Genomic DNA, 24,034 nt, shown 5'->3' on the forward strand with positions numbered 1-24,034 from the left:
CGGGGCATGACGGAAAAATCGGCGCAGGTCCGCTGGGAGCGGCGTACTCAGCGGCCCTTGCTCGCGCTCGCGCTGGCGTTCGCCCTCGCTTACGCCGTGCCGATCGTGGACAACAGCGTGAGCCACTCGATGGCGGTCACCTGCACGGTGGTGGAGTGGGTCGTGTGGGGCGCGTTCGCCGGCGACTATCTCGTCCGGCTCGCGCTGGCGCCGGACCGGCGGGGGTTCGTGCGCGGCCACTGGCTGGACCTCGGCGCGGTGATCCTGCCGATGTTCCAGCCGCTGCGGCTGGTGTCGACGTTGATGCTGGTGGGGCGGCGGGCGCGGATGGCGTCGCAGATCCGGCTGACCACGTACGTCGTGGGCACGGTCGTCGGATTGCTGATGTTCGGTTCGCTCGCCGTGCTGTCGGTGGAGCGGGACTCACCGCACGGGAACATCAGAACGCTGGGCGACGCGGTGTGGTGGTCGTTCACCACGATGACGACCGTGGGGTACGGGGATCACGCCCCGACCACCGGTCTGGGCCGCGTGCTCGCGGTCGGCCTGATGCTGTCCGGCATCGCGCTGCTCGGTGTGGTGACGGCGAACATCGCGGCGTGGTTCATCGCGCGCTTCGAGAAGGACGACGTGGAGGAGCGCCGGCAGACGGCCGCGATCGAGGCGCTCACGGAGGAGGTGCGGGCGCTGCGGGCCCAGGTCGCGGACCTGTCGGGGGCCGTCCGTCCGGCGCCCGTACCCGCCGAGCCGTCGCGTCCGGGGTAGGCGCGGGCGGGCGGGGCTTCCGCCTCACCGACGGCGCCCCATGGGCCAGGGGCCACGCCTCACCGACGGCGCCCCACGGGCCAGGGGCCACGCCTCACCGACGGCGCCCCGCGGCCCGGCGGTCAGAGCAGGCCGTTTCCGGCGCCTGCCGAGTCGACGAGCCAGATGAGGGCGAGGAGCGTCTCGATCGCGCCCAGCACGAGGGCGATCAGCGCCGTGACGGGACGGGGCCCGGTCCAGCTGCGCCCCATCGCCAGCCAGCCGCAGACCATCGCCACCGGGCCGAGGATGATCCCCAGCTGGAAGAACCCGACGATCGCGCAGACGACTCCGATGATGCCCAGCGTCGCGCGATCCGGCCCGGTCCGCGACCACGTCCGGCCACGTGAACGGGGGTGCCTGCGCGTGCCGTTTCCGAAGCCCGCCATCATCAACTCCTGAACTCCGAGGCCCTGCCGGCCAGTTCCGCTTCGATGTGCGGATACCCCCGTCGTCCCGCGGCAGACCTGCCGGTGCGCCGCCCCCCTCCGGCGGCGCACCGCGGCTTCCATCGCCCTCCATGTCGTGCGGAGGACGTGACCCACTGTGACCTGCGCCGCGCTCGGGCGGGGAGGGATCTTGAGCGTGGTCACCCGGACGGGTGAAAAAGGGGTGACGGGGCGGCCCTCGTCCGCTCCGTCACCCCTGAATCGTCGTCAGGACCCCGCCGGGTGTGCCCTAGATGTGTCCGGCTCCCGGGCCCGCCGCTTCCGCGTTGACGCCGCGCTTGGTGAGCAGCGCGACGAAGACGGCCACGAGCGCGACCCCGGCGGCGACGAGACACGCCAGGCTCATGCCGGAGATGAAGGTGTCGTGGGCGACGCTCGTGATCGCCTCGGCGATCCCGGCCGGTGTGCCCTTCGGCACCGGCGCGGCACCCTGCTGGACCGCCTGCGAGGCCTGGTCCAGCTGCGTCCCGGTGAGCGGCGGCAGCTTGGCGTCGGCCCAGTTGCCCGCGAGGTCGTTGTCGACCTTGGAGGCCATCACGGCTCCGAGGACCGCCGTACCGAGGCTGCCGCCGATCTGCATCGCCGCCTGCTGGAGGCCGCCGGCGACCCCCGAGAGCTCCATCGGCGCGTTGCCCACGATGACCTCGGTGGCACCGACCATGACCGGGGCGAGTCCGAGGCCGAGTCCGGCGAACCAGAGCGACATGACGGCGCTGCCGGTGTCCGTGTCCAGCGTGGACATGCCGTACATGGAGATCGCGGTGAGCGCCATGCCGCCCGCCAGCGGGAGGCGCGGACCGGTCCTGGTGATGAGCGCGCCGGCCAGCGGCGAGCCCACGATCATCATTCCGGTGAGCGGCAGCAGGTGCAGACCCGCGTCGACCGGGCTCATGCCGTGCACGTTCTGCAGGTAGAAGGTGACGAAGAACAGTCCGCCCAGGAAGGCGATGGCCATCAGGGCCATGAGCACCACGCCGGCCGACAGCGGCACGGAGCGGAAGAGGGCGAGGGGGACCAGCGGCTCGCGGACCTTGGTCTCCCAGAGCGCGAAGAGTGCGAAGCCGAGCACCGAGGCGCCGAGGAAGGTCCAGGTGAGGCCGTCGCCCCAGCCCCAGGCGGGTGCCTTGATGAGGGCCCATACCAGGCAGAACATGGCGCCCGAGAGCAGGGCTATGCCGAGGATGTCGAAGGAGCGCGGCGCGTTCTCGGCGCGGTGGTCGGTCAGGATGAGGGCGCCGAGGACCAGCGCGAGGACGCCGACCGGCACGTTGATGAAGAACACCGACTGCCAGCTGACGTGCTGCACGAGCAGACCGCCGAGGATAGGGCCGCCGGCGGTGGACGCGCCGATCACCATGCCCCAGATGCCGATGGCCATGTTCAGCTTCTCGGCCGGGAAGGTGGCCCGCAGCAGGCCGAGCGCGGCCGGCATCAGCAGCGCGCCGAACAGGCCCTGCAGGACACGGAAGGTGACCACCAGCGCGATGCTGTCGGACAGGCCGATGGCCCCGGACGCGGCGGCGAAGCCGACCACGCCGATCAGGAAGGTCTGCCGGTGCCCGAACCGGTCGCCGAGCTTGCCCGCGGTGATCAGGGTGACCGCGAGGGCGAGGAAGTACGCGTTGGTGATCCACTGGACGTCGGCGAAGCTGGCGCCGAGGTCCTTGGCGATGGCCGGGTTCGCGATGGCGACGATGGTGCCGTCCAGGGCGACCATCATGACGCCGATGGCGACACTGATCAGCGTCAGCCAGGGATGGCCACGCAACCCCTTCGCGGGGCTCGGTCCGGACGGGGTGGCCGGGGTCTTGTCGGCCGGGCCCGTCGCGTCGACGGTGGTCTGACTAGTCATACGATCGAGGTTAGTGACAGTCGCTGACAGTTGACAAACCATTTCATTAGTCGGTAACTGTCACGTCGCCCGGCGTACGCCCGGCACGGCGGCAGCACGGAACGGGGAACCCGATGGACACAGCGTCGCGACCGGGACTGCGCGAGCGCAAGAAGCGGCGCACCCGGGACGCGCTGCTGCGAGCCGCTCTCGAACTGTTCACCACCCAGGGGTACGAGCAAACGACGGTCGACGAGATCACCGAGGCCGTCGACGTCTCCCAGCGCACGTTCTTCCGCTACTTCGCCGGCAAGGAGGAGGCCGCCTTCGCCGTCCAGGAGATGACCGAGGCGCACTTCGTCGAGGCGCTGCGCGGACGGCCGCCCCAGGAGGCCCCGCTGGAGGCGCTGCGCCGGGCCGTACTGGAGGGCTGGGACACCATCGGCGAGGCGATCGCGCAGGTCGTCCCGCTCGAACTGCACATGCGGACCTTCCAGATGATCGAGTCGACACCCGCCCTGCTCGCCGCGCATCTGCGCCGGTCCGCCGAGGTGGAGGAGGAGCTCGCCCGGGTGATCGCGGCCCGGGAGGGTCTCGACGTGGACACGGACCCGCGGCCACGGGTCGCGGTGGCCGTGTTCGGCGGGGTGATGCGGGTGACCGGGCGGCAGTGGGGCGCAGGCGAGGACATCAGCGTCGAGGCGATCCGCGAGCTGACCGCCGCCTACCTCGACCAGCTGGAGCCCGCGCTGGCCCGGACCTGGCGCACGGGAAACGAGCCGGCGGAACCGGGACACACGCTCCGGGACGCGTGACGTACGCCTAACGCAACGTCACAATGCATCCCGGTACGGCGGATGCACGAATACGGAGGGTGAAGGTTTGATGCGGACCGGACCCCCCATGACCCGATTACCGCACGGGAAACGTGATCTGCGCCACTCGGCCAACGCGAGACACTCCCGTTCTCCTAGTGTGTCCTTCCAGTGACTTCCTTCGGCTCCTCCCCCCAACTCAACGCCTCGCGCGCACTGCTCGCGCTGGCCGTGGTGTTCGTGATGCTGGCGACCACCGGATGGACCGCCGTGCACAGCCACGGGGGGCGGTCGCCGCTCGAAGCGTCGCGCTCGAAGTGGGAGCACGGACGCCTGGACGGACACCGGTTGCCGGACCCCGACTCCGCGCCGGGCCGCCTCGCCCGCTTCTTCGCCTCGCTCGACGCCCACCAGCGCACCCGTCTCGCCCACCGCTATCCGCTGGCGGTCGGCAACATGAACGGCGCGCCCGTGCGGCTGCGTTACCGGGCCAACCGGCTCGCGCTCGGGCAGCAGCGCAGGGTCGAACGCACCCGCATGCGCGACAGCCGCCTCTCCTCCGCGGGACAGCAGCAGGCCGGCCGCCGCATGCACCGCTACGAGGCCCTGCTGAAGCGCAGGCGGCAGATCCTGGCCTTCGATCCCGGGGGCTCCGGCCGGATCGCGGAGGTCTTCGGCAACCTGAACCGAGCCGAGCGGATCTCGGTCGTCGTGCCCGGCGTCGACACCGACCTCCTCACCTTCCAGCGCACCTTCCGCAAGTACTCGGCGCCGGTCGGCATGGCGCGCGCCCTGTACCGGGCCGAGCGCGCGACGGCTCCGCGGACGCGTACCGCCGTCATCGCCTGGGCCGACTACACGGCACCGAGCGGACTCGGCATGGACGCCGCCACGGCCATGCGGGCCGAGGACGGCGCGGTCCGGCTGAACCGGCTGCTGCGCGCACTGCCCGGCGAGGCGCCGGTCGCGCTGTACTGCCACAGCTACGGCTCGGTGGTCTGCGGGATCGCCGCGCCCGAACTGCCCGGGCGGGTCGCCGACCTCGCCGTCGCGGGCAGCCCCGGCATGCGCGCCGAGAACGCCGGCCGGCTGGGCACCACCGCCCGGGTCTGGGCGATGCGCGACGCCGACGACTGGATCCGGGACGTGCCGCATCTGGAGGTCGGCGGGCTCGGACACGGCGCCGACCCGGTCTCCGCCGGCTTCGGGGCGCGGGTCCTCTCCGCGGACGGCGCGCAGGGACACGGCGGCTATTTCGAACCCGGCACCGGGAGCCTGCGCAACTTCGCCGAGATCGGCGTCGGCGCGTACCGCGCGGTGCGCTGCGCCAGCAAGGACGACGTGTGCAGGAAGGGTTTGTCCGCCGTGACGGCGGCCGGACGCGCGTAGCGAGCGAGAAACCGCGGTCCGTCCGGGGAGGCGACGCGGGGACACCCGCCGCATACGATGTGCCGCATGGGTGACGTACTGGCCGGATTTCATGCCGCCTGGGAGTTCGAGTCCGACTCCGTGCTCATCCGCTTCGAGCGGGGGATCCGTACGCCGAAGCTGTTCCAGGCGCTCGGCGAACGCCGGGTCCCCCTGGAAGCGCTCGCGGCCGTGACCCTCACTCCCGGGAAGCGGGGAACGGTGGTCCTGCACGCCGTGCCGAGACCGGGCGCCGATCCCCTGATGGCGGCGGCCGACGGTCAGCTGAAGGAAGCCTGCGACCCCTACCGGCTGGTGCTGCCCGCCGAGCGCGAGACGCTCGCCGAGTACTACGCGGACGAGCTGCGCGCACGGGTCACCGGTGACGGTTCTCCCGCCGAGCGCTTCCTCGTGGAGCCGCCCGAGGCGCCCCGGCACTTCAAGGCGTACGACGCGAAGGCGTCGTTCGACGGCGGGCAGGTGTCGTTCCGGTGGTTCTGGACCGGCGCCTCCTCCGCCAAGTGGAAGGCCGGCGACCAGAGTTTCCCGGTCGCCGCCCTCAGCGGGGTCGAGTGGCGCTCCCCCGAGATCTTCGAGGGCCACCTGCGGCTGCTGCACCGCGAGCCGGCCGCCCCGCAGCCCGCGCAGGCCGACCAGGATCCGGCGGCCGTCGTCTTCGGCCTCGGCTACGGTCCGGTGCACGAGTCGCTGCCGTTCGCGGCCTCGGTGCTGGCCGCCGTACGCGCCGCCGGGCCGCCGGCCCCGGTCGCGGTGTCCGCGCCCCACCGCGACCCCGCCGACATCGCCGACCGAATCCGTCACCTCGGAGAGCTGCACCGGTCGGGTCTGGTGACGGACGAGGAGTTCACGGCGAAGAAGGCGCAGCTGCTGGCGGAGCTGTAGGGCCCGCCCGCACGGGCCCGGGGCTCGCTACTCGCGGCCCGCGGACGTGAACGTCATGTCCGCGTAGCGGTCGCCGGACACCCGGGCGGCGATCGGCTCCAGCAGCGCGAGTTCCTCGTCGGTGAGGACGATGCGGGTGGCCGCCGCGTTCTCCTCGACGCGGGTGCGCTTGCGAGTGCCGGGGATCGGGACGACGGTCAGTCCGTGCACGGCGGCGCGCTGCTGCACCCAGGCCAGCGCGATCTGGGCCGGCGAGGCGCCGTGGGCGTCGGCCACGGCGCGCACCGGCTCCAGCAGCGCGGCGTTGGCTGCCGCGTTCTCGCCGGTGAAGCGGGGCTGGTGACGCCGGAAGTCGTCCGCGGTCAGGTCCTTCTCCGCGTTCGCGAAGGAGCCGGTGAGGAAGCCGCGGCCGAGCGGCGAGTACGGCACGAGGGCCACGCCCAGTTCCAGCGCCGCGGGGACCACACCCGCCTCTATGTCCCGGCTGAACAGCGACCACTCCGACTGCACGGCCGCGATCGGGTGCACGCCCTGCGCGGTGCGCAGTTCGCTTCCGGTGACCTCGCTCAGCCCGAGGTGCTTGACCTTGCCCTCGCGCACCAGCTCGGCCATGGTCCCGACGGACTCCTCGATCGGGACGCCGGGGTCGCGCCGGTGCATGTAGTAGAGGTCGATCACGTCGACGTCGAGGCGCTTGAGGCTGGCCTCCACCGCCTGGCGGATGTACGGCGTGTCGTTGCGGATGACCCGCTTCGTGGGCTCGTCCGGCGGGATCGACAGGGCGAACTTCGTCGCGATGACGACCTCGTCCCGGTGCGCCTTGAAGAACGGCGAGAGGAACTCCTCGTTGTCGCCCGCTCCGTAGGCGTCCGCGGTGTCGTAGAGCGTCACGCCCAGTTCCAGGGCGCGCTCCAGGGTGGCCCGCGCCTCACCGGCGTCCGTCGGACCGTACGCGAAGCTCATGCCCATGCAGCCGAGGCCCTGTACGCCGACCTCCGGGCCGCCGGTGCCGAGTTCCGCCTTCGCGATCCTGCTGTCCGTCATCGGGACCTCTCCGACGCCGGGGCACGCCCGGCGTCCGCATAGAAACTGATCTTGTGGTCGAGCACGGCGAGGGTGTCCTGGAGCTCGGCGATCCGCGCCCGTACGTCCCGGCGGGTCGCCTCCAGCAGCTCGAACCGCTCGCCGTAGGTGTGGTCGCCCGCGCGCACCAGCTCCGCGTACCGCACCATGTCGGCGACCGGCATGCCGGTCAGCCGCAGCTTCCCGACGAGGTTCAGCCAGTCCAGGTCGCGGTTGTTGTAGCGGCGCTGGCCGGTGTGCGAGCGGTCGATGTGGGACATCAGCCCGATCCGCTCGTACCAGCGCAGGGTGTGCGCGGTCAGGCCGGTGAAGGCGACGACCTCGCTGATCGTGTAGTTGTCCCGGCCGTCCGGGCGGGGGTGGCGCTCCGGCGCCGAGGCGCAGGCGTCCGTGCGGCTGCCGGCACCGGTGTCGGCCGTGGTCTCCATCACCGTCATGCCTCCACGCTAAAACCCTGGAGTGCACTTCAAGCAAGTGCGTTCCGCTCAAATTCCGGCGACGCCACGAGGCCGGGGCGGTTAGCGTGCGGATCATGAGTCTCGTACGCCGGGCCGTGCCCGAGGACGCCGGGGAGCTGCTCCGGCTGCGTCAGGTGATGATCGACTCGATGTCGGGGACCGGCGGTTCCACGCTGTGGCACACCGAGTCGCTGTCCACCCTGCGGCGCAGGCTGGCGGAGCCGGACGGGGGCTTCGCCGCCTTCGTCGTCGACCATCCGCGGCGGCCCGGGGCGCTCGCCGCGCTGGTCGCCGGGACGGTCGAGTACCGGATCGGGCGCGCGGGCAATCCGCACGGCGCGGTCGGCCATGTCTTCAGTGTCGCCACCGACCCGGACGCCCGGCTGCGCGGGTACGCGCGGGCGGGCATGGAGGCGCTGCTCGACTGGTTCCGCGGGCGGGGCGTCCCCCAGGTCGACCTGAACGCGTCCGCCGAGGCCGAGCCGCTGTACGCCTCGCTCGGCTTCGTGCGCAAGCCCGACCCCTCGATGCGGCTGGAGCTGCGCGGCGCTTAGTCTCGTGGGCATGTCCTTGCAGAGCCTGGCGCTGATCGAGAACTGGCCCGTTCCCACGGCCGCGGCGGCCGTCGTCCGCGCGGACGGCACGGTGCTCGGGGCGCACGGCCCCGGCGGGCGGCGTTTCGCGCTCGCCTCGGTCACCAAGCCGCTCGCCGCGTACGCCGTCCTCGTCGCGTACGAGGAGGGGGCGGTCGAGCTCGACGAGCCGGCCGGGCCGCAGGGCTCGACGGTCCGCCATCTCCTCGCGCACACCTCCGGGCTCGCCTTCGACGAGCACCGGGTGATGTCCGCGCCCGGGGAGCGGCGGCTGTACTCCAACGCCGGCTTCGAGGTGCTCGGGGACCACATCGCGAAGGCGACCGGGATCCCCTTCGCGGAGTATCTGCGCCAGGGGGTCCTGGAGCCGCTCGGCATGACCTCGACCACGCTCGACGGGTCTCCCGCGAAGGACGGGGTGTCCACGGTGGACGACCTCGTGCGGTTCGCGGCCGAGGTGCAGGCGCCACGGCTGCTCGATCCGCGGACCGTCGCGGAGGCCATGTCCGTCCAGTTCCCCGGCACGAAGGGTGTGCTGCCGGGGTACGGACACCAGAACCCGAACGACTGGGGGCTCGGGTTCGAGATCCGCGACTCCAAGTCGCCGCACTGGACGGGGGGTTCGTCCTCGGCGGGGACCTTCGGGCACTTCGGGCAGTCGGGTACGTTCCTGTGGGTCGACCCCGTCGCGGGGGTCGCGTGTGCGGCCCTCACGGACCGGGCGTTCGGGCCCTGGGCGGTCGAGGTGTGGCCGCCCTTCACCGACGCGGTGCTCGCGGAGCTTTCCGGCTGAGGCCCGTCGGGCGCGGGAGGGGCCGGTTCCCGGCCCCGTGCTCAGGCCGTCGTCATTTCCCAGATGAGGAGTTCCGCCGGGGAGCCCGCTATGGCTTCCAGGTCCTTCGCGTCGGTGAGGCGGGCCGCGTCGCCGGTCTCCAGCTCCAGCCCGTCCAGCCGGACCTCACCGCGCACGACGTGGACGTAGACGAACGGCGCGTCCGGGATCGCGGTGCGCTCGCTCGCGGTCAGGCGGCGCACGTGGAGCATGGCCCCGGCCTCGGGAACCGCGTACGGCGTGGAGTCCGCGATGCCGTGGACGATCTCGTAGGCGGGGTCGCCGCCCGGTTCCAGCGGGGCCAGCCACATCTGGACGAAGGTCAGCGGCGTCAGGCCGTCGTTGCGTTCCACGTGCCGGACACCGCCCGCCGAGCTGAGGCGCTGCACGTCGCCGGCGCGGACCCGCGACTCGTGTCCCGCGGAGTCGCGGTGCGTCAGTTCGCCCTCGATCACCCAGGTGACGATCTCGGTGTGGCTGTGCGGGTGTTCGTCGAAGCCGGCGCCGGGCGCGAGCCGTTCCTCGTTGCAGGCGATGAGCGGGCCGAAGCGGAGGTTGTCGGGGTCGTAGTGGGGGCCGAAGGAGAAGGCGTGCAGGGAGGAGATCCCGGCCGCCGGGTCCCCTCCGCGGTAGCGCTCGTCGGCGCGCCGTACGTCCATCACGAGCCCACGGTAGCCCCGCGGGGCCGGGGCACCGGGACCCGGCGCGGCGCACTCGCGTCCGGATGAGGCAGTCTTGTCCCGTGCCCGAACCCCAAACCAGCAACACCGAACCCGCAGCGCGCGCACCCCACACGCACTCCGCGACCCTGAGGCGGCTGGAGAAGTCGTCCGGGAGTCTCGCGGCGCAGGCCATCGCGCGCATGGACGAGACGCTGCCGTGGTACCGGGCCATGCCGCCGGAGAACCGGTCGTGGATCGGGCTGGTCGCCCAGGCGGGAATCGCCGCCTTCACCGAGTGGTTCCGGCGTCCCGAAGCACCCCAGGCCATCTCCACCGACGTCTTCGGCACCGCTCCCCGTGAGCTGACCCGGGCGATCACCCTGCGCCAGACCGTCGAGATGGTGCGGACCACCATCGAGGTGATGGAGAGCGCGATCGACGAGGTCGCGGCGCCCGGAGACGAATCCGTTCTGCGCGAGGCGCTCCTCGTCTACGCCCGGGAGATCGCCTTCGCCACCGCACAGGTGTACGCCCAGGCGGCGGAGGCCCGGGGCGCCTGGGACGCGCGGCTGGAGTCCCTCGTGGTCAACGCCGTGCTGTCCGGCGAGGCCGACGAGGGTGCCGTCTCCCGCGCCGCCGCGCTCGGCTGGAACTCGCCCGAACACGTCTGTGTGGTGCTGGGTACGGCGCCGGACGGCGACAGCGAGCTGACGGTCGAGGCGATACGGCGGGCGGCCCGGCACGCCAAGCTCCAGGTGCTCACCGGAGTGCTGGGCGACCGGCTCGTCGTGATCGCGGGCGGCAGCGACAACCCGCTCGCCGTCGCCAAGTCGCTGATCGGTCCGTACGCGGCGGGATCCGTCGTCGCGGGCCCGATCGTGCCCGACCTGCTGGCCGCGACCCGGTCCGCGCAGGCCGCGGCGGCCGGCCTGAAGGCCTGCTTCGCCTGGCAGGACGCCCCGCGGCCGGTCCTGGCGGACGATCTGCTGCCGGAGCGCGCGATGGCCGGGGATCCCTCGGCCCGCGAGCAGCTGGTGGAGGAGATCTACAGACCGCTGGAGGAGGCCGGATCCGCGCTCCTGGAAACGCTGAGCGTGTATCTGGAGCAGGCGAGCAGTCTCGAGGGCGCGGCCCGGATGCTCTTCGTGCATCCCAACACCGTGCGCTACCGGCTCCGACGTGTGACTGACGTCACCGGCTGGTCTCCCTCCGATGTACGCTCCGCCTTCACGCTGCGTATCGCCCTGATCCTGGGGCGTCTGGCCGATGGAGATCCTCAGGCCTAGGCTTTTGTCGGGGGTCCACAATTCCCCCTCCTGTTCTTCGTCCTTGTCCCCACGGGCGGCCGTGGCCGTCCACAAGAGAGAGTGTGAGAGTGCTCGTACTCGTCGCTCCCGGCCAGGGCGCCCAGACGCCCGGCTTCCTGACTCCTTGGCTCGACCTCCCCGGTGCCGCCGACCGCATCGCCGCGTGGTCGGACGCCATCGGGCTCGACCTCGCCCACTACGGCACGAAGGCCGACGCGGACGAGATCCGCGACACGGCGGTGGCGCAGCCCCTGCTCGTCGCGGCCGGACTGCTGTCCGCGTCCGCTCTCGGCGACGTGGCCCCCGGGGCCGTCGCGGGTCACAGCGTCGGTGAGATCACCGCCGCCGCGGTGGCCGGTGTGTTCGCGGAGACCGAGGCGCTCCGGCTCGTCCGCAAGCGGGGCCTGGCGATGGCCGAGGCCGCCGCCGTCACGCGGACCGGCATGTCCGCCCTGCTCGGCGGTGACCCGGAGACGACCGTGCCGCATCTGGAGAAGCTCGGTCTGACCCCGGCGAACATGAACGGCGCGGGCCAGATCGTCGCCGCCGGTACGCTGGAGCAGCTGGCCGCCCTGGAGGCCGACAAGCCCGAAGGCGTGCGCAAGGTGATCGCGCTGAAGGTCGCCGGCGCGTTCCACACGCACCACATGGCGCCCGCCGTCGACGTGCTCGCGAAGGCCGCCGCGGACCTGACCCCGGCCGACCCGAAGGTCACGTACGTGTCGAACAAGGACGGCCGGTCCGTCGCCACCGGTGACGAGGTCGTCGCGCGTCTCGTCGGCCAGGTCGCCAACCCGGTCCGCTGGGACCTGTGCATGGAGACCTTCAAGGAGTTCGGTGCGACCGCGCTGGTCGAGCTGTGCCCCGGCGGCACGCTCACCGGTCTGGCCAAGCGCGCGCTGCCCGGCGTCAGGACGCTGGCGCTGAAGACACCCGACGACCTCGACGCGGCTCGCGAGCTCATCGCCGAGCACAGCGCGGCCTAAGGAGCTCGGAGAGCATGTCGAAGATCAAGGCAAGAAAGGGCGCACCGTACGCACGGATCCTCGGCGTGGGCGGCTACCGTCCGGTGCGGGTCGTGCCCAACGAGGTGATCCTCGAGACGATCGACTCGTCCGACGAATGGATCCGCTCGCGCTCCGGCATCGAGACCCGGCACTGGGCCTCCGACGAGGAGACCGTCGCCGCGATGTCGATCGAGGCGTCCGGCAAGGCGATCGCGGACGCGGGGATCTCCGCCGCGCAGATCGGCGCCGTGGTGGTCTCCACCGTCTCGCACTTCAGCCAGACCCCGGCCATCGCGACCGAGATCGCCGACAAGCTGGGCACGGCGAAGGCGGCGGCCTTCGACATCTCGGCGGGCTGCGCGGGTTTCGGCTACGGGCTCACCCTGGCCAAGGGCATGATCGTCGAGGGTTCCGCGGAGTACGTGCTGGTCATCGGCGTGGAGCGGCTGTCCGACCTGACCGACCTGGAGGACCGCGCGACGGCCTTCCTGTTCGGTGACGGCGCGGGCGCGGTCGTCGTGGGCCCGTCCGAGGAGCCGCACATCGGCCCCACCGTCTGGGGTTCCGAGGGCGACAAGGCCGGCACGATCAAGCAGACCGTGCCCTGGGACCGCTTCCACACGGGAGACGTGTCCAGCCTGCCGCTCGACTCCAAGGGCGAGATCAAGTTCCCCGCCATCACGCAGGAGGGCCAGGCGGTGTTCCGCTGGGCCGTGTTCGAGATGGCGAAGGTCGCCCAGCAGGCGCTGGACGCGGCCGGGATCGCCCCGGACGACCTGGACGTGTTCATTCCGCACCAGGCCAACGAGCGGATCATCGACTCGATGGTGAAGACCCTCAAACTGCCGGCGCACGTCACGGTCGCCCGTGACGTACGCACCACCGGCAACACGTCGGCCGCCTCCATTCCGCTCGCTATGGAGCGGCTTCTGGCGACCGGCGAGGCGAAGAGCGGCGACACCGCGCTCGTCATCGGCTTCGGGGCGGGTCTGGTCTACGCCGCCACGGTCGTTACCCTCCCCTAGGTACACCGTCCGGATCGTCTCCGGCCGGAGTACCGCCACACCCTCTGGATACATACCGAAGGAGCGCCTGACATGGCCGCCACTCTGGAAGAGATCGTCGAAGGTCTCGCCGAGATCGTGAACGAGATCGCCGGGATCCCCACCGAGGACGTCCAGCTGGACAAGTCCTTCACCGACGACCTGGACGTCGACTCGCTGTCCATGGTCGAGGTCGTCGTCGCCGCCGAAGAGCGTTTCGACGTCAAGATCCCCGACGACGACGTCAAGAACCTGAAGACCGTCGGTGACGCCGCCGACTACATCCTGAAGCACCAGGCCTGATCACCCGGTCCCCTGGGCTGACTGCCCCGCCACCCGGCGGTGGCGCCGCTGAATCCTCGTATCCGTTGGAGAAAGAATTCCCGTGAGCCCGACCAATCGCACCGTGGTCGTCACCGGTATCGGCGCAACCACACCGCTGGGTGGCGACGCAGCCTCGACCTGGGAGGGCCTCGTCGCCGGACGTTCCGGCGTCGGCCCCCTGGAGCAGGAGTGGGCCGCCGACCAGGCGGTTCGCATCGCCGCGCAGATCGCCGTGGAACCGGGCGAGGTCATCCCCCGCCCGCAGGCCCGCCGTCTCGACCGCTCGGCGCAGTTCGCGCTGATCGCGGCCAAGGAGGCCTGGGCCGACGCGGGCTTCACCGGCAAGGCCGGCGACGACACCGCCGTCGACCCCGACCGGCTGGGCGCGGTCATCGCCTCCGGCATCGGTGGCGTGACCACCCTGCTCGATCAGTACGACGTGCTCAAGGAGAAGGGCGTCCGCCGCGTCTCCCCGCACACCGTCCCCATGCTGATGCCCAACGGGCCGTCCGCCAACGTGGGCCTCGCCGTGGGCGCCCGCGCCGGCGTGCACACCCCGGTCTCCGCCTGTGCGTCGGGCGCCGAGGCGATCGGCTACGCGATCGAGATGATCCGTACCGGCCGTGCCGACGTCGTCGTCGCCGGCGGCACCGAGGCGGCCATCCACCCGCTGCCCATCGCCGCCTTCGGCAACATGATGGCGATGTCCAAGAACAACGACGACCCGCAGGGCGCCTCGCGTCCCTACGACGTCGGCCGCGACGGCTTCGTCCTCGGCGAGGGCGCCGGCGTCCTCGTCCTGGAGTCGGCCGAGCACGCCGCCGCGCGCGGCGCCCGGGTGTACGCGGAAGCGGTCGGCCAGGGCATCTCGGCCGACGCCCACGACATCGTGCAGCCGGAGCCCGAGGGCCGCGGCATCTCGCACGCCCTGCAGAACCTGCTCGACAACACCGACCTGGACCCGGCGGAGATCGTGCACGTCAACGCGCACGCCACCTCCACGCCTGCCGGTGACGTGGCCGAACTGAAGGCGCTGCGCAAGGTGTTCGGCGACGACGCCGACCACATGGCGGTCTCCGCGACCAAGTCGATGACCGGGCACCTGCTCGGCGGCGCCGGCGGCGTCGAGTCCGTCGCCTCGGTCCTCGCCCTGTACCACCGGATCGCCCCGCCGACCATCAACGTGGAGAACCTCGACCCGGAGGCCGAGGCCAACGCCGACATCGTCCGGGGCGAGGCGCGCAAGCTCCCCGTCGAGGGCCGTATCGCCGCGCTGAACGACTCGTTCGGCTTCGGCGGCCACAACGTGGTGCTGGCGTTCCGGACCGTCTAGAACAGGCCGTACGGCGTCTGGAACAGGCCGTACGGGTCACACACGGGAGGGGCCCCCGCCTTGGGCGGGGGCCCCTCCCGTGTCCGTGACGGTGTCAGACGACCTGGTGGAGCCAGCGGACGGGGGCGCCCTCGCCGGCGTACCGGAAGGGCTCCAGCTCGTCGTCCCAGGGCTTGCCGAGGAGCTTGGCGAGTTCGCCCTCCAGCTCGGTCTCGCCGCGCTGGGAGCGGACCAGCGCGGCGCGCAGCCGGTCCTCGGGGATCAGGATGTCGCCGTGGATGCCGGTGACGGCGTGGAAGATGCCCAGGTCGGGGGTGCAGCTGTAGCGCTCGCCCTCGGCGGTGGGGCAGGGCTCGGCGGTGACCTCGAAGCGCAGCAGATGCCAGCCGCGCAGCGCGGAGGCGAGCTGGGAGGCGGTGCCCGGCTCGCCCTTCCAGGAGAACTCGGACCGCCAGGTGCCGGGCGCCGCCGGCTGCCGGATCCAGTCGAGGCTGACGCGCGTACCGAGCACGCCCGCGACTGCCCACTCGACGTGCGGGCACAGCGCGCGCGGCGCGGAGTGCACGTACAGAACTCCACGTGTCGTCACCGGGACCTCCGGGCAGAGCGGGACATCTTGTAACTTGGCGGAACGGCAGTGGCAGGGCGGCCACGGGGCGAGGCTACCGTGCGGCGGCGCAAGGAGTGTGACGTACCGTCGGTCCCAGCGCGGAGAAACACCGAGGTTTCACCCGCCGGGACGCGTGCCGCTGTCCCGGCCGCGCGGTCACGCACCGCCCGGGGCGGGGCACGGCCGCTCACGCGCACGCCGTGCCGACCGAGGGATGCACGACGAACGAGGGGAACTGGGGATGCGCGAGCGAAGCCACCGTTCACGGGCCGTCCTCGCCGTCGCGGCGGCGGCCGTCCTGGCCGTCGCGGGCTGCGACGCCTCCGGTGGCGACGCGGCGGCCCCCGGAGGTGCCTCCGCGAAGGGCCGCCCGTCCCCGAAGCCGACGCCCGCGTGGGACCGCAGCCCGGCGTCCCTGGTCGCGGTGGGCGACTCCATCACGCGCGGCTTCGACGCCTGTTCGGTGCTGTCCGACTGCCCGGAGGTGTCGTGGGCGACCGGCAGCGACGCCCGGGTGAACAGCCTCGCGGTACGGCTGCTGGGCAGGGCCGGGGCCGCCGACCGGAGCTGGAACTATGCGGTGACCGGAGCGCGGATGGCGGACCTGCCTGCGCAGATGGTCCGGGCGGCGGAGCGGAAGCCGGAGCTGGTGACGGTGATGGCGGGCGCCAACGACGCCTGCCGCGCGAGCGTCTCGGCGATGACGCCGGTGGCGGACTTCCGGGCCGGGTTCCAGGACGCGATCCGGACGCTGCGCGCGTCCCTGCCCAAGGCCCAGGTGTACGTGTCGAGCGTGCCGGACCTGAAGCGGCTGTGGTCCCAGGGCCGCGGCAACGCGCTGGGCAAACAGGTCTGGAAGCTGGGCATCTGCCCCTCGATGCTGGGGGACGCGGACGCCCTGGACGCGGCCGCGACCCAGCGGCGCGCCAAGGTCCAGAACCGGGTGGAGGCCTACAACACGGTCCTGGAGGAGGTCTGCGCCAAGGACCGGCGGTGCCGCTTCGACGGGGGCGCGGTCTTCGACTACCGCTTCGGTACGGCGCAGTTGAGCCGCTGGGACTGGTTCCACCCGAGCCGCGACGGCCAGGCGCGGATCGCGGAGATCGCGTACCGGACGGTGACGGCGAGGAAGCCGGCCGCGTGACGGACGGGGTACGGGGGCGGGTGCCCGGCTCGTTCGCGGCGTAGGGTCTCGATCATGCCTAGCGAACTCTTCGGCACCCTCCCCGACGGCACCCCGGTCCACCGCTGGACGCTGGAGCGCTCGGGAGTGCGGGTGCGCGTCCTGACGTACGGCGGAATCGTGCAGTCGGCCGAGGTCCCGGACCGGGACGGGCGGACCGTGGACGTGGTCCTGGGGTTCCCGGAACTCGACGGCTACGTGGCCCACCCGGAGCCCTACTTCGGGGCGCTGGTCGGGCGGTACGCGAACCGGATCGCGGGCGGCAGCTTCCCGCTCGACGGGCGGACCCACCGACTGGCGCGGAACAACGGGCCCAACTCGCTGCACGGCGGTGAGCACGGCTTCGACAAGCGGGTGTGGGACGCGCGGGCGGTGGCGCACGGGGTGCGCCTGTCGCGGGTGAGCCCGGACGGCGAGGAGGGCTTCCCCGGCCGTCTCGAGGTGTCGGCGACCTGCACGCTGGACGAGGACGGCGCGCTGCGGATCGCCTACGAGGCGGTCACGGACGCCCCGACCGTGGTGAACCTGACGAACCACACGTACTGGAACCTGACCGGTTCGGGGAACGCCGGCGGGCACGAACTGCGTCTGGACGCCTCGCGGTTGACGCCGGTGGACGCGGACCTGATCCCGACCGGGGAGTTCGCGCCGGTCGACGGGACGCGCTTCGACTTCCGTGCGGCGCGCAAGGTCGGCGCCGGCTACGACCACAACTACGTGCTCGACAAGGGCGAGAGCGAGACGCCGGTGGAGGTGGCCGAGCTGTACGACCCGTTGTCCGGGCGGCTGTTGTCCGTGGCGACCACGGAGCCCGGGCTCCAGCTCTACACGGCGGACCACCTCGACGCCTCGCTGCCGTTCGCACCGGGCGACGGCATCGCGCTGGAGACCCAGCACTTCCCGGACTCCCCCAACCGGCCCGAGTTCCCCAGCACGGAGCTGCGGCCGGGCGAGGTGTACCGGTCGGAGACGGTGTACCGGTTCTCGGTGCGGGACTAGGGCCTGTCTGACAATTCCCGTCTGCCTCGCGACGCCATGCACGCCCTCTCGCCGCACCGGGCGCAGACCCAAGTACGTCCAGTACGAGGCTCTACGCCCGGCACGCCGAGAGCACGCACCTGACGCCGCGAGGCCGCCCTCCGGGCGACGACGGGAATTGTCAGACAGGCCCTAGGAAAGCGGGCGGTGCCGGGGCGAGTGTCGTCCCGGCACCGCGCACGGGTCACTCCTCGTCGCGCAGCCGGGCCGCGAGCGAGCTCAGCGGCTCGCTCTCGGCGGTGTGCCCGAGGGCGGTCAGCCGGGACACCGCCGCGTCGAGGCGGGCGAGAGCGGGAGCGGTGCGCTCCAGGTAGATGCCCTCCACGGCACCCGCGAGGCGGACGCACTCGGCCCACTCGCCGGCCCGGTCCTGCTCGGCGCCCGGCTCGCCGACCAGGGCGAGAGCGCGCTCCAGGGCGGCCAGGGCGTCCTCGTACGCACCGGCGTAGGCGTTGACCCGGCCGTGTTCGTAGGCCAGGGCGCTGTCCAGGGAGCGGCCGTGAGCCTCGTACCCGGCGGCGCGGGCCTCGTCGGCGACGCGGCCGGCGTCGGCGAGCAGGGCGAGGGCGCCGGCCAGGCCGTCGGGGCCCTGCTGCTGCGCCTGGTGGCGGGCGAGTTCGCGCAGGCAGTTGCTGAGCTGCTCGTGACGCGGGTCCCTGGCGTGGGCGGCGAGTGCCTGGTCCATGGCCTCGCGGGCGCGTCCGAACTCCCCGGACTCGCCGAGCAGGACGGCCGTCTCGGCGGCGATCATGGCGTGGCTGCCCGGGTCGTCGTCCCAGGTGGCCGACTCCGCCGCGAGGGCGACGAACTCCGCCGTGGCGGCCTTGAGGTCCTCCCCCATGTGCAGCGCGCGGGCGCGGGTCAGCCGCAGCTGGGCGACGAGCCGGTCGTCCAGCTCGCCGGCGGTGACGTCCGGTTCGGCCAGCAGGGAGTCGAGCAGGGCGATGCAGTCCTCGACCCGGCCGAGGTCGAGGCTGAGCTGGGCCGCGTTGCTGTAGGTGCAGAACGCCTCGGTCCGGCTGCCGCCGCGAAGGTCGAGCTCCGCGGAGCGCGTCAGGTGCCGCAGCGCCTCGTCGGGACGGCCGAGGTGCATGAGGACCTCGGCCAGATCCGCGTGGAGGCGGGCGGTGCCGGCCACGTCGGCGGGCCAGTCGGCGGCCAGTCGCAGGCCCTCGGCCAGGTCGTCGTGCGCCGCCCGCGGGTCCTGGAGGCCGAGCCGGAGCCGGCCGCGCAGGGCGAGCGTGCGGGGCAGGTGCCAGGCGGGGCCGTGGTCCCTCAGCCGGTGCAGGAGGGCGTCGAGTGCGGTGACGGCGGCGGGCAGGTCGCCGCGGATCGCGTGGGTGCTGGCCCGCAGCATCTGCGCTCCGGAGATCTGCGCGGTGATGTCGTGCCGGGCGGCGAACGTCTCCAGCAGGTCCACCTCGGCGTGGACCGGCGCGACGTGCTCCTCCTGCCCCGACGCCTGCAGCCGCAGGCCGAGTGCGGTCGCCCGCAGCCGCAGCAGCCGGGCCTCCTGGTGCGGGGCGAGGCCGGCCGTCTCCTCGTGCAGGCGGACCAGGGACGCGTGGGCGGCGGTCAGCGCCGCGGCCTTGCCCCCGGCCGCGTCGTCGTTCTCCGCGGGGAGTTCGGCGGCGGCGAGCAGGGCGCAGGCGCGGGCGAGCGCCGCGTGGCCCGGCTGCCCGGCGTCCTCGTACAGTCCCGCGGCCTCCTCGTGCAGGGCGACGGAGACGGTGAAGTCGTCCTTGTTGCCCGCCCGGTTCGCCTCGTCGGCGAGCAGGTCCGCGCGCAGCCGTACCAGCGGGCCCACCGCGGGGTCCTCGGGGTGGGTGTAGTCGCGGGCGGCCGCGAGCGTGCGCAGCCGGGCCCAGCAGGTCTGTGCGTCGGGGTGCCCCTGCTCGTCCAGCGCCCGTGCCCGGAGGATGAGTTCGGGCAGCGACTCGGGGATCTCCGCGACCGGGCGGGCGGGGGGCGCGGCGGCGGGGGCGGCCACCTCGTCGAGGCTGCGGGTGCGCAGGGTCAGTTCCAGTGCGTCCAGCAGCGGGGCGCGGTCGAGGCGGGCCCGGCGGCGGTCGGTGTGGGCGGTGGTGCCGTTGCGGGCGTCGAAGCGGGCGGCGAGGTCGTCGGCGCGCCCGCGGACCTCGGCGCGCAGGCCGGTCACGGTCCAGGTGCGGCCCGCGTAGCCGGCGGCGGGCAGCTCGCCGTGGCCGAGGAGTTCGACGCGCTGGAGGAGGACCTCGACGCCGGTGAGGAAGTCGAACAGCTCCAGCGGCGAGTCCACCTCGTCGAACAGGTTCCGGTTCTCGGCGAGGAGTTCGAGGCCCCGTGCCTCGTTGCCGGTCAGCGCGCAGAACTCCAGGTGCCGGCCGATCTCGGCGGACATCGAGGGGTTGCGGCGGCAGCTGCGGTAGCCGGCGACGTGCAGGGCGACGGCCCGTTCGGTGCGGCCGGTGCGCAGCAGGGGCAGCAGGGCGTACGAGACGGAGCGGGCAGGCTCCTCCTGGCAGGATTCCTTTCCGTCGAGGACGGGCTCCCAGGTGCGCAGCGCGCGTTCGTCGTCGCCCGCCTGGAGGTGGTACCGGGCACGGTCGCAGATCTCGCAGGCCTCGCAGTCGCTGAGCCTGGAGCGGGCGCGGGCCGCCCACAGTTCGTAGGCGGGGGTGACGTCCTCGCCGAGGTGCGCGGCGAGCAGGTACGCCTGTCCGTAGTAGGGCTGGAGGTCGAGGCCGGCCTTCTCGTACCGGTGGCGCATCTCCGTCAGCCACTGGCGCAGGCCGGCCAGCGGTATCTCGGGCAGCGCGCGCAGGGCGCCGGCCACCCACTTGAACCGCCAGAACAGCAGGTGGCGCAGGCGTTCGTCGAAGACGTCGGGCTGCTCGTCGAAGAGGGTGAGCAGGCGGGCGAAGACGACGGGCGACTTGCGTGGTTCGGAGCCGTAGGTGTACGCCTCCTGGAGTTCGAGGAGTGCCCGGACGAGCGCGAGGGGATCCTCGAACTGTTCGGCCGCTTCGACGAGTTCCTCGGCGGTGACGGTGCGGGTACGGCCGTAGGGGCGCCGGTCGTTGTCCTGGAGCGCCTGGTACAGCTCGTCGGTGTTCCGGGGGTGTGTGGTGGTCGGCATCGTCAGCTGTCCTTGCGGAGGGCGTGGGCGAGGAGGTCGAGGAAGGAGCGGTTGATCAGGCTCGATTCGGCGGGCCTGAGGGGGCGCCGGGACAGCAGTGCGGCCTGGCCGTAGAGGGCTTCGGCGCTGGTGCGGGCCAGCTCGGGCTCGTCGATGGTGACGGCGGTGCGGACCAGCGGGTTGAGCTGGTTGAGGATCAGCTGGGCGCGCGGGGCCTCCTGGCGCAGGGCGCCGAGGATGTCGCCCCACAGGCCGCCGTCCTGCTCGCGGGCGAGCCGGGAGCGGGTGCGTTCGTGCCGGGCCTCGCGGCTGTCGACGAGGAGGGCGGGGGCGGAGGCCGGCTGGAAGGTGCGCAGCGCGACGTCGCAGTCGAAGACGGTGAGGGCGTCGCGGGCCAGGGCGAGGTAGGCCGCGGCGGCCAGTTCCGTCTCCCGGTCGACGGGGTCGAGGTGGGCGGTGAGGGTCGCCGGGTCGAGGTCGGCGACGCTGGCCTCGGGCCTGATCTCGGGGAGCCGGTGGACGAGTTCGCGGTCGTAGGTGTAGCCGCCGTTGACGACGCCGAGTCCGGCCGCCGAGGCGATCGCGGCGACCTGGCGGAACTCCTCCACGCTCGACGTCACGAGCACGGTGCGGTGGGTGCGCGCGAACTCGTCGAGGGTGGCGTGCCCGTCGGTGGTCTCGAACGGCAGCCAGGGCAGCAGCATCCGCAGGATCTCGTCGTCGTGCACCGCGAGCGACTTCACGGCGAGGTGGTGGACCTGGAGGAAGCGGGCGAGCAGGTCCGGGTCGTTGGCGGCGGCCCGGGCGATCCACGCGCGCAGCCGCTCGGCGAGGGCGTCACGGACGGCGGCCAGGGTGTCGTCCTCGTACAGGGACTCGCGGGACGCCGTCGGGCGCAGGCTCTCGGCGTCGACGACGCAGCGCACGAAGAACGCCCACTCGGGCAGGATCTCCTCGGCCTGTTCGGACAGCAGCATGCCCTTGACGTGCACGCGGTGGCCGTGGCGGCGTCCGGCGGGCACCGCCTCGGGCAGGACGCAGGCGATGCCCTTCAGACCCACGGCCGGCAGGTCCAGCTCGATGGTGTCCAGCGGGGCGAAGCCGAGGACCTCCTCGCCGTACGCGGCCAGCGCGCGGGCGCGGGCGCCCGGTGTGGGATGCCTGCTCACCCAGGGCGCGGGCTCGGGGTTGACCCGGGCGGGCGGGCCGCCGGTGCCGTCCTCGAAGGTCACCGGGTGGCGCAGCAGCGACCCGAAGTGCCGGGCCAGCGACTGCACCTGCGTCGGCCGGGTCCACTCGCCCGCGTCGGCGCGGGGTGTCAGCGTGACCGTGGTGCCGGGCCGGGGGCGGGCGGAGGCGGGCAGGGTGCGGACGGTGTAGCTGCCGTCGCCGCGTCCCCGCCACTCCACGGTGACCGCGTCCGGCGTGCGGGCGGAGCGGCTCAGGACGTGGATCTCGTCCGCCACCAGGAAGCAGGAGAGCAGGCCGATGCCGAACTGGCCGATGAAGTCGCCGCGTTGCTCGGCGATCAGGTCGGTGCGCTTGCTGCTGCGGCCGATGGTGGCGAGGAAGGTGTGCACGTCGGCCTCGGTGAGTCCGACGCCGTCGTCCTCGACGCGTACCGCCGAGCCGTCGGCGTACAGGCGGATGCCGAAGGCGTCGGTGCCCGCGTCCGGTTCGAGGCGGTGCCGGGCGGTCAGCGCGTCCACCGCGTTCTGCATGAGTTCGCGCAGGTAGACGCGGGGGCTGGAGTAGAGGTGGTGGGAGAGGAGGTCGACGAGGCCGCGCAGATCCACCTGGAAGGTGCGGTCGGCGCCGGCCGGGTTCGCGGCGGTGTCGGGCAGAGTCATCGGGCAGTCCGGTCTGGGAGGGGTGACGGAGGGCGGGGCCCGGTCCCGGCGTGCGCTCGGGCACGGCGGGGGCGGGCGGGCCGGGACGGGGGGCGCGCGGGCACGGCGGCGACGGCGGGACCGTGGTCCGCCGTCCGCTCGGGCGCGTGGCGGGGGCGGTGCCGGCGCGGGGTCGGGCACGCGGCGACGGGCGGGCCCGGTCGGCGTGCGCTCCGGCGCGGCGGCCGGGTCCTGTGGGCGCTCAGGCGCGGCGGTGGCGGCGGGCGAACTGCTTCTCGGGGTCCGCGAAGTAGGTCCACGGCCAGGTGGTGTAGGCGCCGTCGAGTGCCTGGAAGACGCGCCGTACGGTGTGGCGCTCGCCGGCCAGCGACAGGGCCATGGCGAACATGTTGAAGTCGTGCTGCCAGCCGGGGCGGCGCGCGTACGCCGGGTGCAGGATGCTGTGGTCGGCCGCGTTCCGCAGCTCGGCCTGGATCTCGGCGGTCTCGAGGCAGTCCCCGCGGTCGGACTCGACCCAGTCCTCGATGTGCGCCATGGCGATCACGCAGCCGAGCCGGTGTCCCTGCGGGGTGCGGGTGAGCGCGTCGCGGGCGAACGCCAGTGCCTGGCCCGGCTCGCCGCCCCAGCGGGGCTGCAACTGCGACACCCACTCGACGTGGACGTCCAGGTCCAGCGGGTCGCGGCGCAGGGCGGCGTCGAGCCGGGCCTCGTTGACGGCGGATCCCAGTGACATGCCGCGGCCGGAGGTGAGCAGGCGGCGCCACGGCGTGACCCATTCGGGCCGCAGTTCGGCGGCCTCCAGCAGCTGTTCCTCGGCGATGCGGAGCCGCTCGTGGAAGACGCGCCACTGCTCCCGCGTGACGTTCACGGCGCGCTCGGCGGTGCGTGCCTCCCAGCCCCAGCTGACGTGGCGCGTCCCGGATATCAGCAGCGCCGTCGCCCGGTGCTCCTTGTCCTCCTCGACCGCCCGCCCGATCCAGTCCTGCACCCCGTCCAGGTCGGCCAGTTCGCCGAGGACCTGGTGGTCGCGGCCGAGGTCGAAGGGGACCGATGCCGCCTTGACCGCCTCCCAGTCACCGGCGTCCGCCGCCTCGACCAGGGCGAGGACCCGGGTGTCCCCGAGCGCGCGCAGCTTGTACATCCCGTTCTTCTGCCTGCGCGAGGCGGGAATCGCGTACGGATCCGCCGCCGGTCTCTCCGTCTCCCTGCCGAACAGCTTGCCCAACATGCCGTGTCCTCCCCTGGTCCCGCGTGATCGTCCGGTGCAGCATAGGCGGCCCCACCGACACCGCTTCCACAGGGTTTTCACCGGCCGTCCACGCTTCGGGACCCGTCCTCGCGCCGCGGACGCACGGCACGTGACGAGCCCCGGCCCGGCCGTCAG

The 24,034-nt window shown here is 72.9% G+C and carries 22 protein-coding genes; 13 read left to right on the top strand and 9 right to left on the bottom strand.

The window, feature by feature from the left end; translation table 11 throughout:
• Nucleotides 1-6 precede the first annotated feature (6 nt).
• Nucleotides 7-765, top strand: coding sequence for a potassium channel family protein (locus ACFYP4_RS05310; protein WP_388782989.1), 759 nt, complete (start codon nucleotides 7-9; stop codon nucleotides 763-765).
• A gap of 122 nt (nucleotides 766-887) precedes the next feature.
• Here ACFYP4_RS05310 and ACFYP4_RS05315 read toward each other — a convergent pair whose 3' ends face one another.
• On the bottom strand, nucleotides 888-1,196 hold the full coding sequence (locus tag ACFYP4_RS05315) for a small hydrophobic protein (RefSeq protein WP_358854327.1): 309 nt from the start codon (nucleotides 1,194-1,196) through the stop codon (nucleotides 888-890).
• 286 nt (nucleotides 1,197-1,482) lie between these two features.
• Entirely contained in the window at nucleotides 1,483-3,105 is a 1,623-nt protein-coding gene (locus ACFYP4_RS05320) for an MFS transporter (protein WP_358854326.1), read from the bottom strand.
• Between the two features lie 113 nt (nucleotides 3,106-3,218).
• On the opposite strand from ACFYP4_RS05320, the gene ACFYP4_RS05325 reads away from it, so the two are divergent.
• From ACFYP4_RS05325 to ACFYP4_RS05335, 3 genes are all read left to right on the top strand, one after another.
• Nucleotides 3,219-3,899, top strand: a complete 681-nt coding sequence (locus ACFYP4_RS05325) for a TetR family transcriptional regulator (RefSeq protein ID WP_358854325.1) — start codon at nucleotides 3,219-3,221, stop codon at nucleotides 3,897-3,899.
• 171 nt (nucleotides 3,900-4,070) lie between these two features.
• Nucleotides 4,071-5,288: an alpha/beta hydrolase gene (locus ACFYP4_RS05330; RefSeq protein WP_358854324.1), complete on the top strand. Its 1,218-nt coding sequence runs from the start codon at nucleotides 4,071-4,073 to the stop codon at nucleotides 5,286-5,288.
• 66 nt (nucleotides 5,289-5,354) lie between these two features.
• On the top strand, nucleotides 5,355-6,209 hold the full coding sequence (locus tag ACFYP4_RS05335; RefSeq protein WP_358854323.1) for a DUF4429 domain-containing protein: 855 nt from the start codon (nucleotides 5,355-5,357) through the stop codon (nucleotides 6,207-6,209).
• A 27-nt stretch (nucleotides 6,210-6,236) separates the two neighbouring features.
• Here the strand turns inward: ACFYP4_RS05335 and ACFYP4_RS05340 are convergent, their stop codons facing one another.
• The gene (locus ACFYP4_RS05340) at nucleotides 6,237-7,253 is read right to left on the bottom strand and encodes an aldo/keto reductase (protein ID WP_358854320.1); all 1,017 of its coding nucleotides are present in this window, start codon (nucleotides 7,251-7,253) and stop codon (nucleotides 6,237-6,239) included.
• Entirely contained in the window at nucleotides 7,250-7,729 is a 480-nt protein-coding gene (locus ACFYP4_RS05345; protein WP_358854319.1) for a MerR family transcriptional regulator, read from the bottom strand. Before ACFYP4_RS05345 ends, ACFYP4_RS05340 begins: the two co-directional genes overlap by 4 nt.
• Nucleotides 7,730-7,824: 95 nt before the next feature.
• Here ACFYP4_RS05345 and ACFYP4_RS05350 point away from each other — a divergent pair, with 95 nt between their 5' ends.
• Nucleotides 7,825-8,304, top strand: coding sequence for a GNAT family N-acetyltransferase (locus ACFYP4_RS05350; protein ID WP_388782996.1), 480 nt, complete (start codon nucleotides 7,825-7,827; stop codon nucleotides 8,302-8,304).
• Between the two features lie 10 nt (nucleotides 8,305-8,314).
• Entirely contained in the window at nucleotides 8,315-9,136 is an 822-nt protein-coding gene (locus tag ACFYP4_RS05355; protein ID WP_358854317.1) for a serine hydrolase domain-containing protein, read from the top strand.
• A gap of 41 nt (nucleotides 9,137-9,177) precedes the next feature.
• Here ACFYP4_RS05355 and ACFYP4_RS05360 read toward each other — a convergent pair whose 3' ends face one another.
• Complete coding sequence (locus tag ACFYP4_RS05360; protein WP_358854350.1) at nucleotides 9,178-9,834, bottom strand: pirin family protein; 657 nt, start codon at nucleotides 9,832-9,834, stop codon at nucleotides 9,178-9,180.
• 65 nt (nucleotides 9,835-9,899) lie between these two features.
• Between ACFYP4_RS05360 and ACFYP4_RS05365 the strand changes: the two genes are divergently transcribed.
• The 5 genes from ACFYP4_RS05365 (at nucleotide 9,900) to fabF (ending at nucleotide 14,851) form a co-directional block, all read left to right on the top strand.
• Nucleotides 9,900-11,123 (top strand): PucR family transcriptional regulator, encoded by a 1,224-nt coding sequence (locus ACFYP4_RS05365; RefSeq protein WP_388782999.1) that lies wholly within the window; start codon nucleotides 9,900-9,902, stop codon nucleotides 11,121-11,123.
• A gap of 89 nt (nucleotides 11,124-11,212) precedes the next feature.
• The gene (locus ACFYP4_RS05370; RefSeq protein ID WP_358854315.1) at nucleotides 11,213-12,130 is read left to right on the top strand and encodes an ACP S-malonyltransferase; all 918 of its coding nucleotides are present in this window, start codon (nucleotides 11,213-11,215) and stop codon (nucleotides 12,128-12,130) included.
• 14 nt (nucleotides 12,131-12,144) lie between these two features.
• On the top strand, nucleotides 12,145-13,176 hold the full coding sequence (locus tag ACFYP4_RS05375) for a ketoacyl-ACP synthase III (protein ID WP_358854314.1): 1,032 nt from the start codon (nucleotides 12,145-12,147) through the stop codon (nucleotides 13,174-13,176).
• Between the two features lie 72 nt (nucleotides 13,177-13,248).
• Entirely contained in the window at nucleotides 13,249-13,497 is a 249-nt protein-coding gene (locus ACFYP4_RS05380) for an acyl carrier protein (RefSeq protein ID WP_358854313.1), read from the top strand.
• Between the two features lie 82 nt (nucleotides 13,498-13,579).
• The gene (gene fabF / locus ACFYP4_RS05385) at nucleotides 13,580-14,851 is read left to right on the top strand and encodes a beta-ketoacyl-ACP synthase II (protein WP_358854312.1); all 1,272 of its coding nucleotides are present in this window, start codon (nucleotides 13,580-13,582) and stop codon (nucleotides 14,849-14,851) included.
• A 94-nt stretch (nucleotides 14,852-14,945) separates the two neighbouring features.
• Here the strand turns inward: fabF and ACFYP4_RS05390 are convergent, their stop codons facing one another.
• Entirely contained in the window at nucleotides 14,946-15,440 is a 495-nt protein-coding gene (locus ACFYP4_RS05390) for a DUF3145 domain-containing protein (RefSeq protein ID WP_358856027.1), read from the bottom strand.
• 262 nt (nucleotides 15,441-15,702) lie between these two features.
• On the opposite strand from ACFYP4_RS05390, the gene ACFYP4_RS05395 reads away from it, so the two are divergent.
• Nucleotides 15,703-16,605: an SGNH/GDSL hydrolase family protein gene (locus ACFYP4_RS05395; protein ID WP_358856026.1), complete on the top strand. Its 903-nt coding sequence runs from the start codon at nucleotides 15,703-15,705 to the stop codon at nucleotides 16,603-16,605.
• Between the two features lie 54 nt (nucleotides 16,606-16,659).
• Nucleotides 16,660-17,643, top strand: a complete 984-nt coding sequence (locus ACFYP4_RS05400) for an aldose epimerase family protein (RefSeq protein ID WP_358856025.1) — start codon at nucleotides 16,660-16,662, stop codon at nucleotides 17,641-17,643.
• 223 nt (nucleotides 17,644-17,866) lie between these two features.
• Here ACFYP4_RS05400 and ACFYP4_RS05405 read toward each other — a convergent pair whose 3' ends face one another.
• From ACFYP4_RS05405 to ACFYP4_RS05415, 3 genes are all read right to left on the bottom strand, one after another.
• Nucleotides 17,867-20,800: a hypothetical protein gene (locus tag ACFYP4_RS05405; RefSeq protein WP_388783006.1), complete on the bottom strand. Its 2,934-nt coding sequence runs from the start codon at nucleotides 20,798-20,800 to the stop codon at nucleotides 17,867-17,869.
• 2 nt (nucleotides 20,801-20,802) lie between these two features.
• A complete protein-coding gene (locus tag ACFYP4_RS05410; protein ID WP_388783009.1) occupies nucleotides 20,803-22,650 on the bottom strand; it encodes an HSP90 family protein in 1,848 nt (615 codons plus the stop codon).
• A 241-nt stretch (nucleotides 22,651-22,891) separates the two neighbouring features.
• Nucleotides 22,892-23,878, bottom strand: coding sequence for a hypothetical protein (locus ACFYP4_RS05415; RefSeq protein WP_358855724.1), 987 nt, complete (start codon nucleotides 23,876-23,878; stop codon nucleotides 22,892-22,894).
• Nucleotides 23,879-24,034 lie beyond the last annotated feature (156 nt).

This window comes from Streptomyces sp. NPDC005551, assembly GCF_042871785.1.
In the GTDB taxonomy this organism is placed as follows: Bacteria; Actinomycetota; Actinomycetes; order Streptomycetales; family Streptomycetaceae; genus Streptomyces.

Bases quoted from the DNA above. Each gene is read 5' to 3' on its own strand.
- ACFYP4_RS05410 (WP_388783009.1), bottom strand. From the start codon at position 22,650: ATGACTCTGCCCGACACCGCCGCGAACCCGGCCGGCGCCGACCGCACC.
- ACFYP4_RS05355 (WP_358854317.1), top strand. From the start codon at position 8,315: ATGTCCTTGCAGAGCCTGGCGCTGATCGAGAACTGGCCCGTTCCCACG.
- ACFYP4_RS05405 (WP_388783006.1), bottom strand. From the start codon at position 20,800: ATGCCGACCACCACACACCCCCGGAACACCGACGAGCTGTACCAGGCG.
- ACFYP4_RS05395 (WP_358856026.1), top strand. From the start codon at position 15,703: ATGCGCGAGCGAAGCCACCGTTCACGGGCCGTCCTCGCCGTCGCGGCG.
- ACFYP4_RS05315 (WP_358854327.1), bottom strand. From the start codon at position 1,196: ATGATGGCGGGCTTCGGAAACGGCACGCGCAGGCACCCCCGTTCACGT.
- ACFYP4_RS05310 (WP_388782989.1), top strand. From the start codon at position 7: ATGACGGAAAAATCGGCGCAGGTCCGCTGGGAGCGGCGTACTCAGCGG.
- ACFYP4_RS05345 (WP_358854319.1), bottom strand. From the start codon at position 7,729: ATGACGGTGATGGAGACCACGGCCGACACCGGTGCCGGCAGCCGCACG.
- ACFYP4_RS05360 (WP_358854350.1), bottom strand. From the start codon at position 9,834: ATGGACGTACGGCGCGCCGACGAGCGCTACCGCGGAGGGGACCCGGCG.
- ACFYP4_RS05375 (WP_358854314.1), top strand. From the start codon at position 12,145: ATGTCGAAGATCAAGGCAAGAAAGGGCGCACCGTACGCACGGATCCTC.
- ACFYP4_RS05335 (WP_358854323.1), top strand. From the start codon at position 5,355: ATGGGTGACGTACTGGCCGGATTTCATGCCGCCTGGGAGTTCGAGTCC.
- ACFYP4_RS05325 (WP_358854325.1), top strand. From the start codon at position 3,219: ATGGACACAGCGTCGCGACCGGGACTGCGCGAGCGCAAGAAGCGGCGC.
- ACFYP4_RS05365 (WP_388782999.1), top strand. From the start codon at position 9,900: ATGAGGCAGTCTTGTCCCGTGCCCGAACCCCAAACCAGCAACACCGAA.
- ACFYP4_RS05350 (WP_388782996.1), top strand. From the start codon at position 7,825: ATGAGTCTCGTACGCCGGGCCGTGCCCGAGGACGCCGGGGAGCTGCTC.
- ACFYP4_RS05415 (WP_358855724.1), bottom strand. From the start codon at position 23,878: ATGTTGGGCAAGCTGTTCGGCAGGGAGACGGAGAGACCGGCGGCGGAT.
- ACFYP4_RS05320 (WP_358854326.1), bottom strand. From the start codon at position 3,105: ATGACTAGTCAGACCACCGTCGACGCGACGGGCCCGGCCGACAAGACC.
- ACFYP4_RS05380 (WP_358854313.1), top strand. From the start codon at position 13,249: ATGGCCGCCACTCTGGAAGAGATCGTCGAAGGTCTCGCCGAGATCGTG.
- ACFYP4_RS05400 (WP_358856025.1), top strand. From the start codon at position 16,660: ATGCCTAGCGAACTCTTCGGCACCCTCCCCGACGGCACCCCGGTCCAC.
- ACFYP4_RS05340 (WP_358854320.1), bottom strand. From the start codon at position 7,253: ATGACGGACAGCAGGATCGCGAAGGCGGAACTCGGCACCGGCGGCCCG.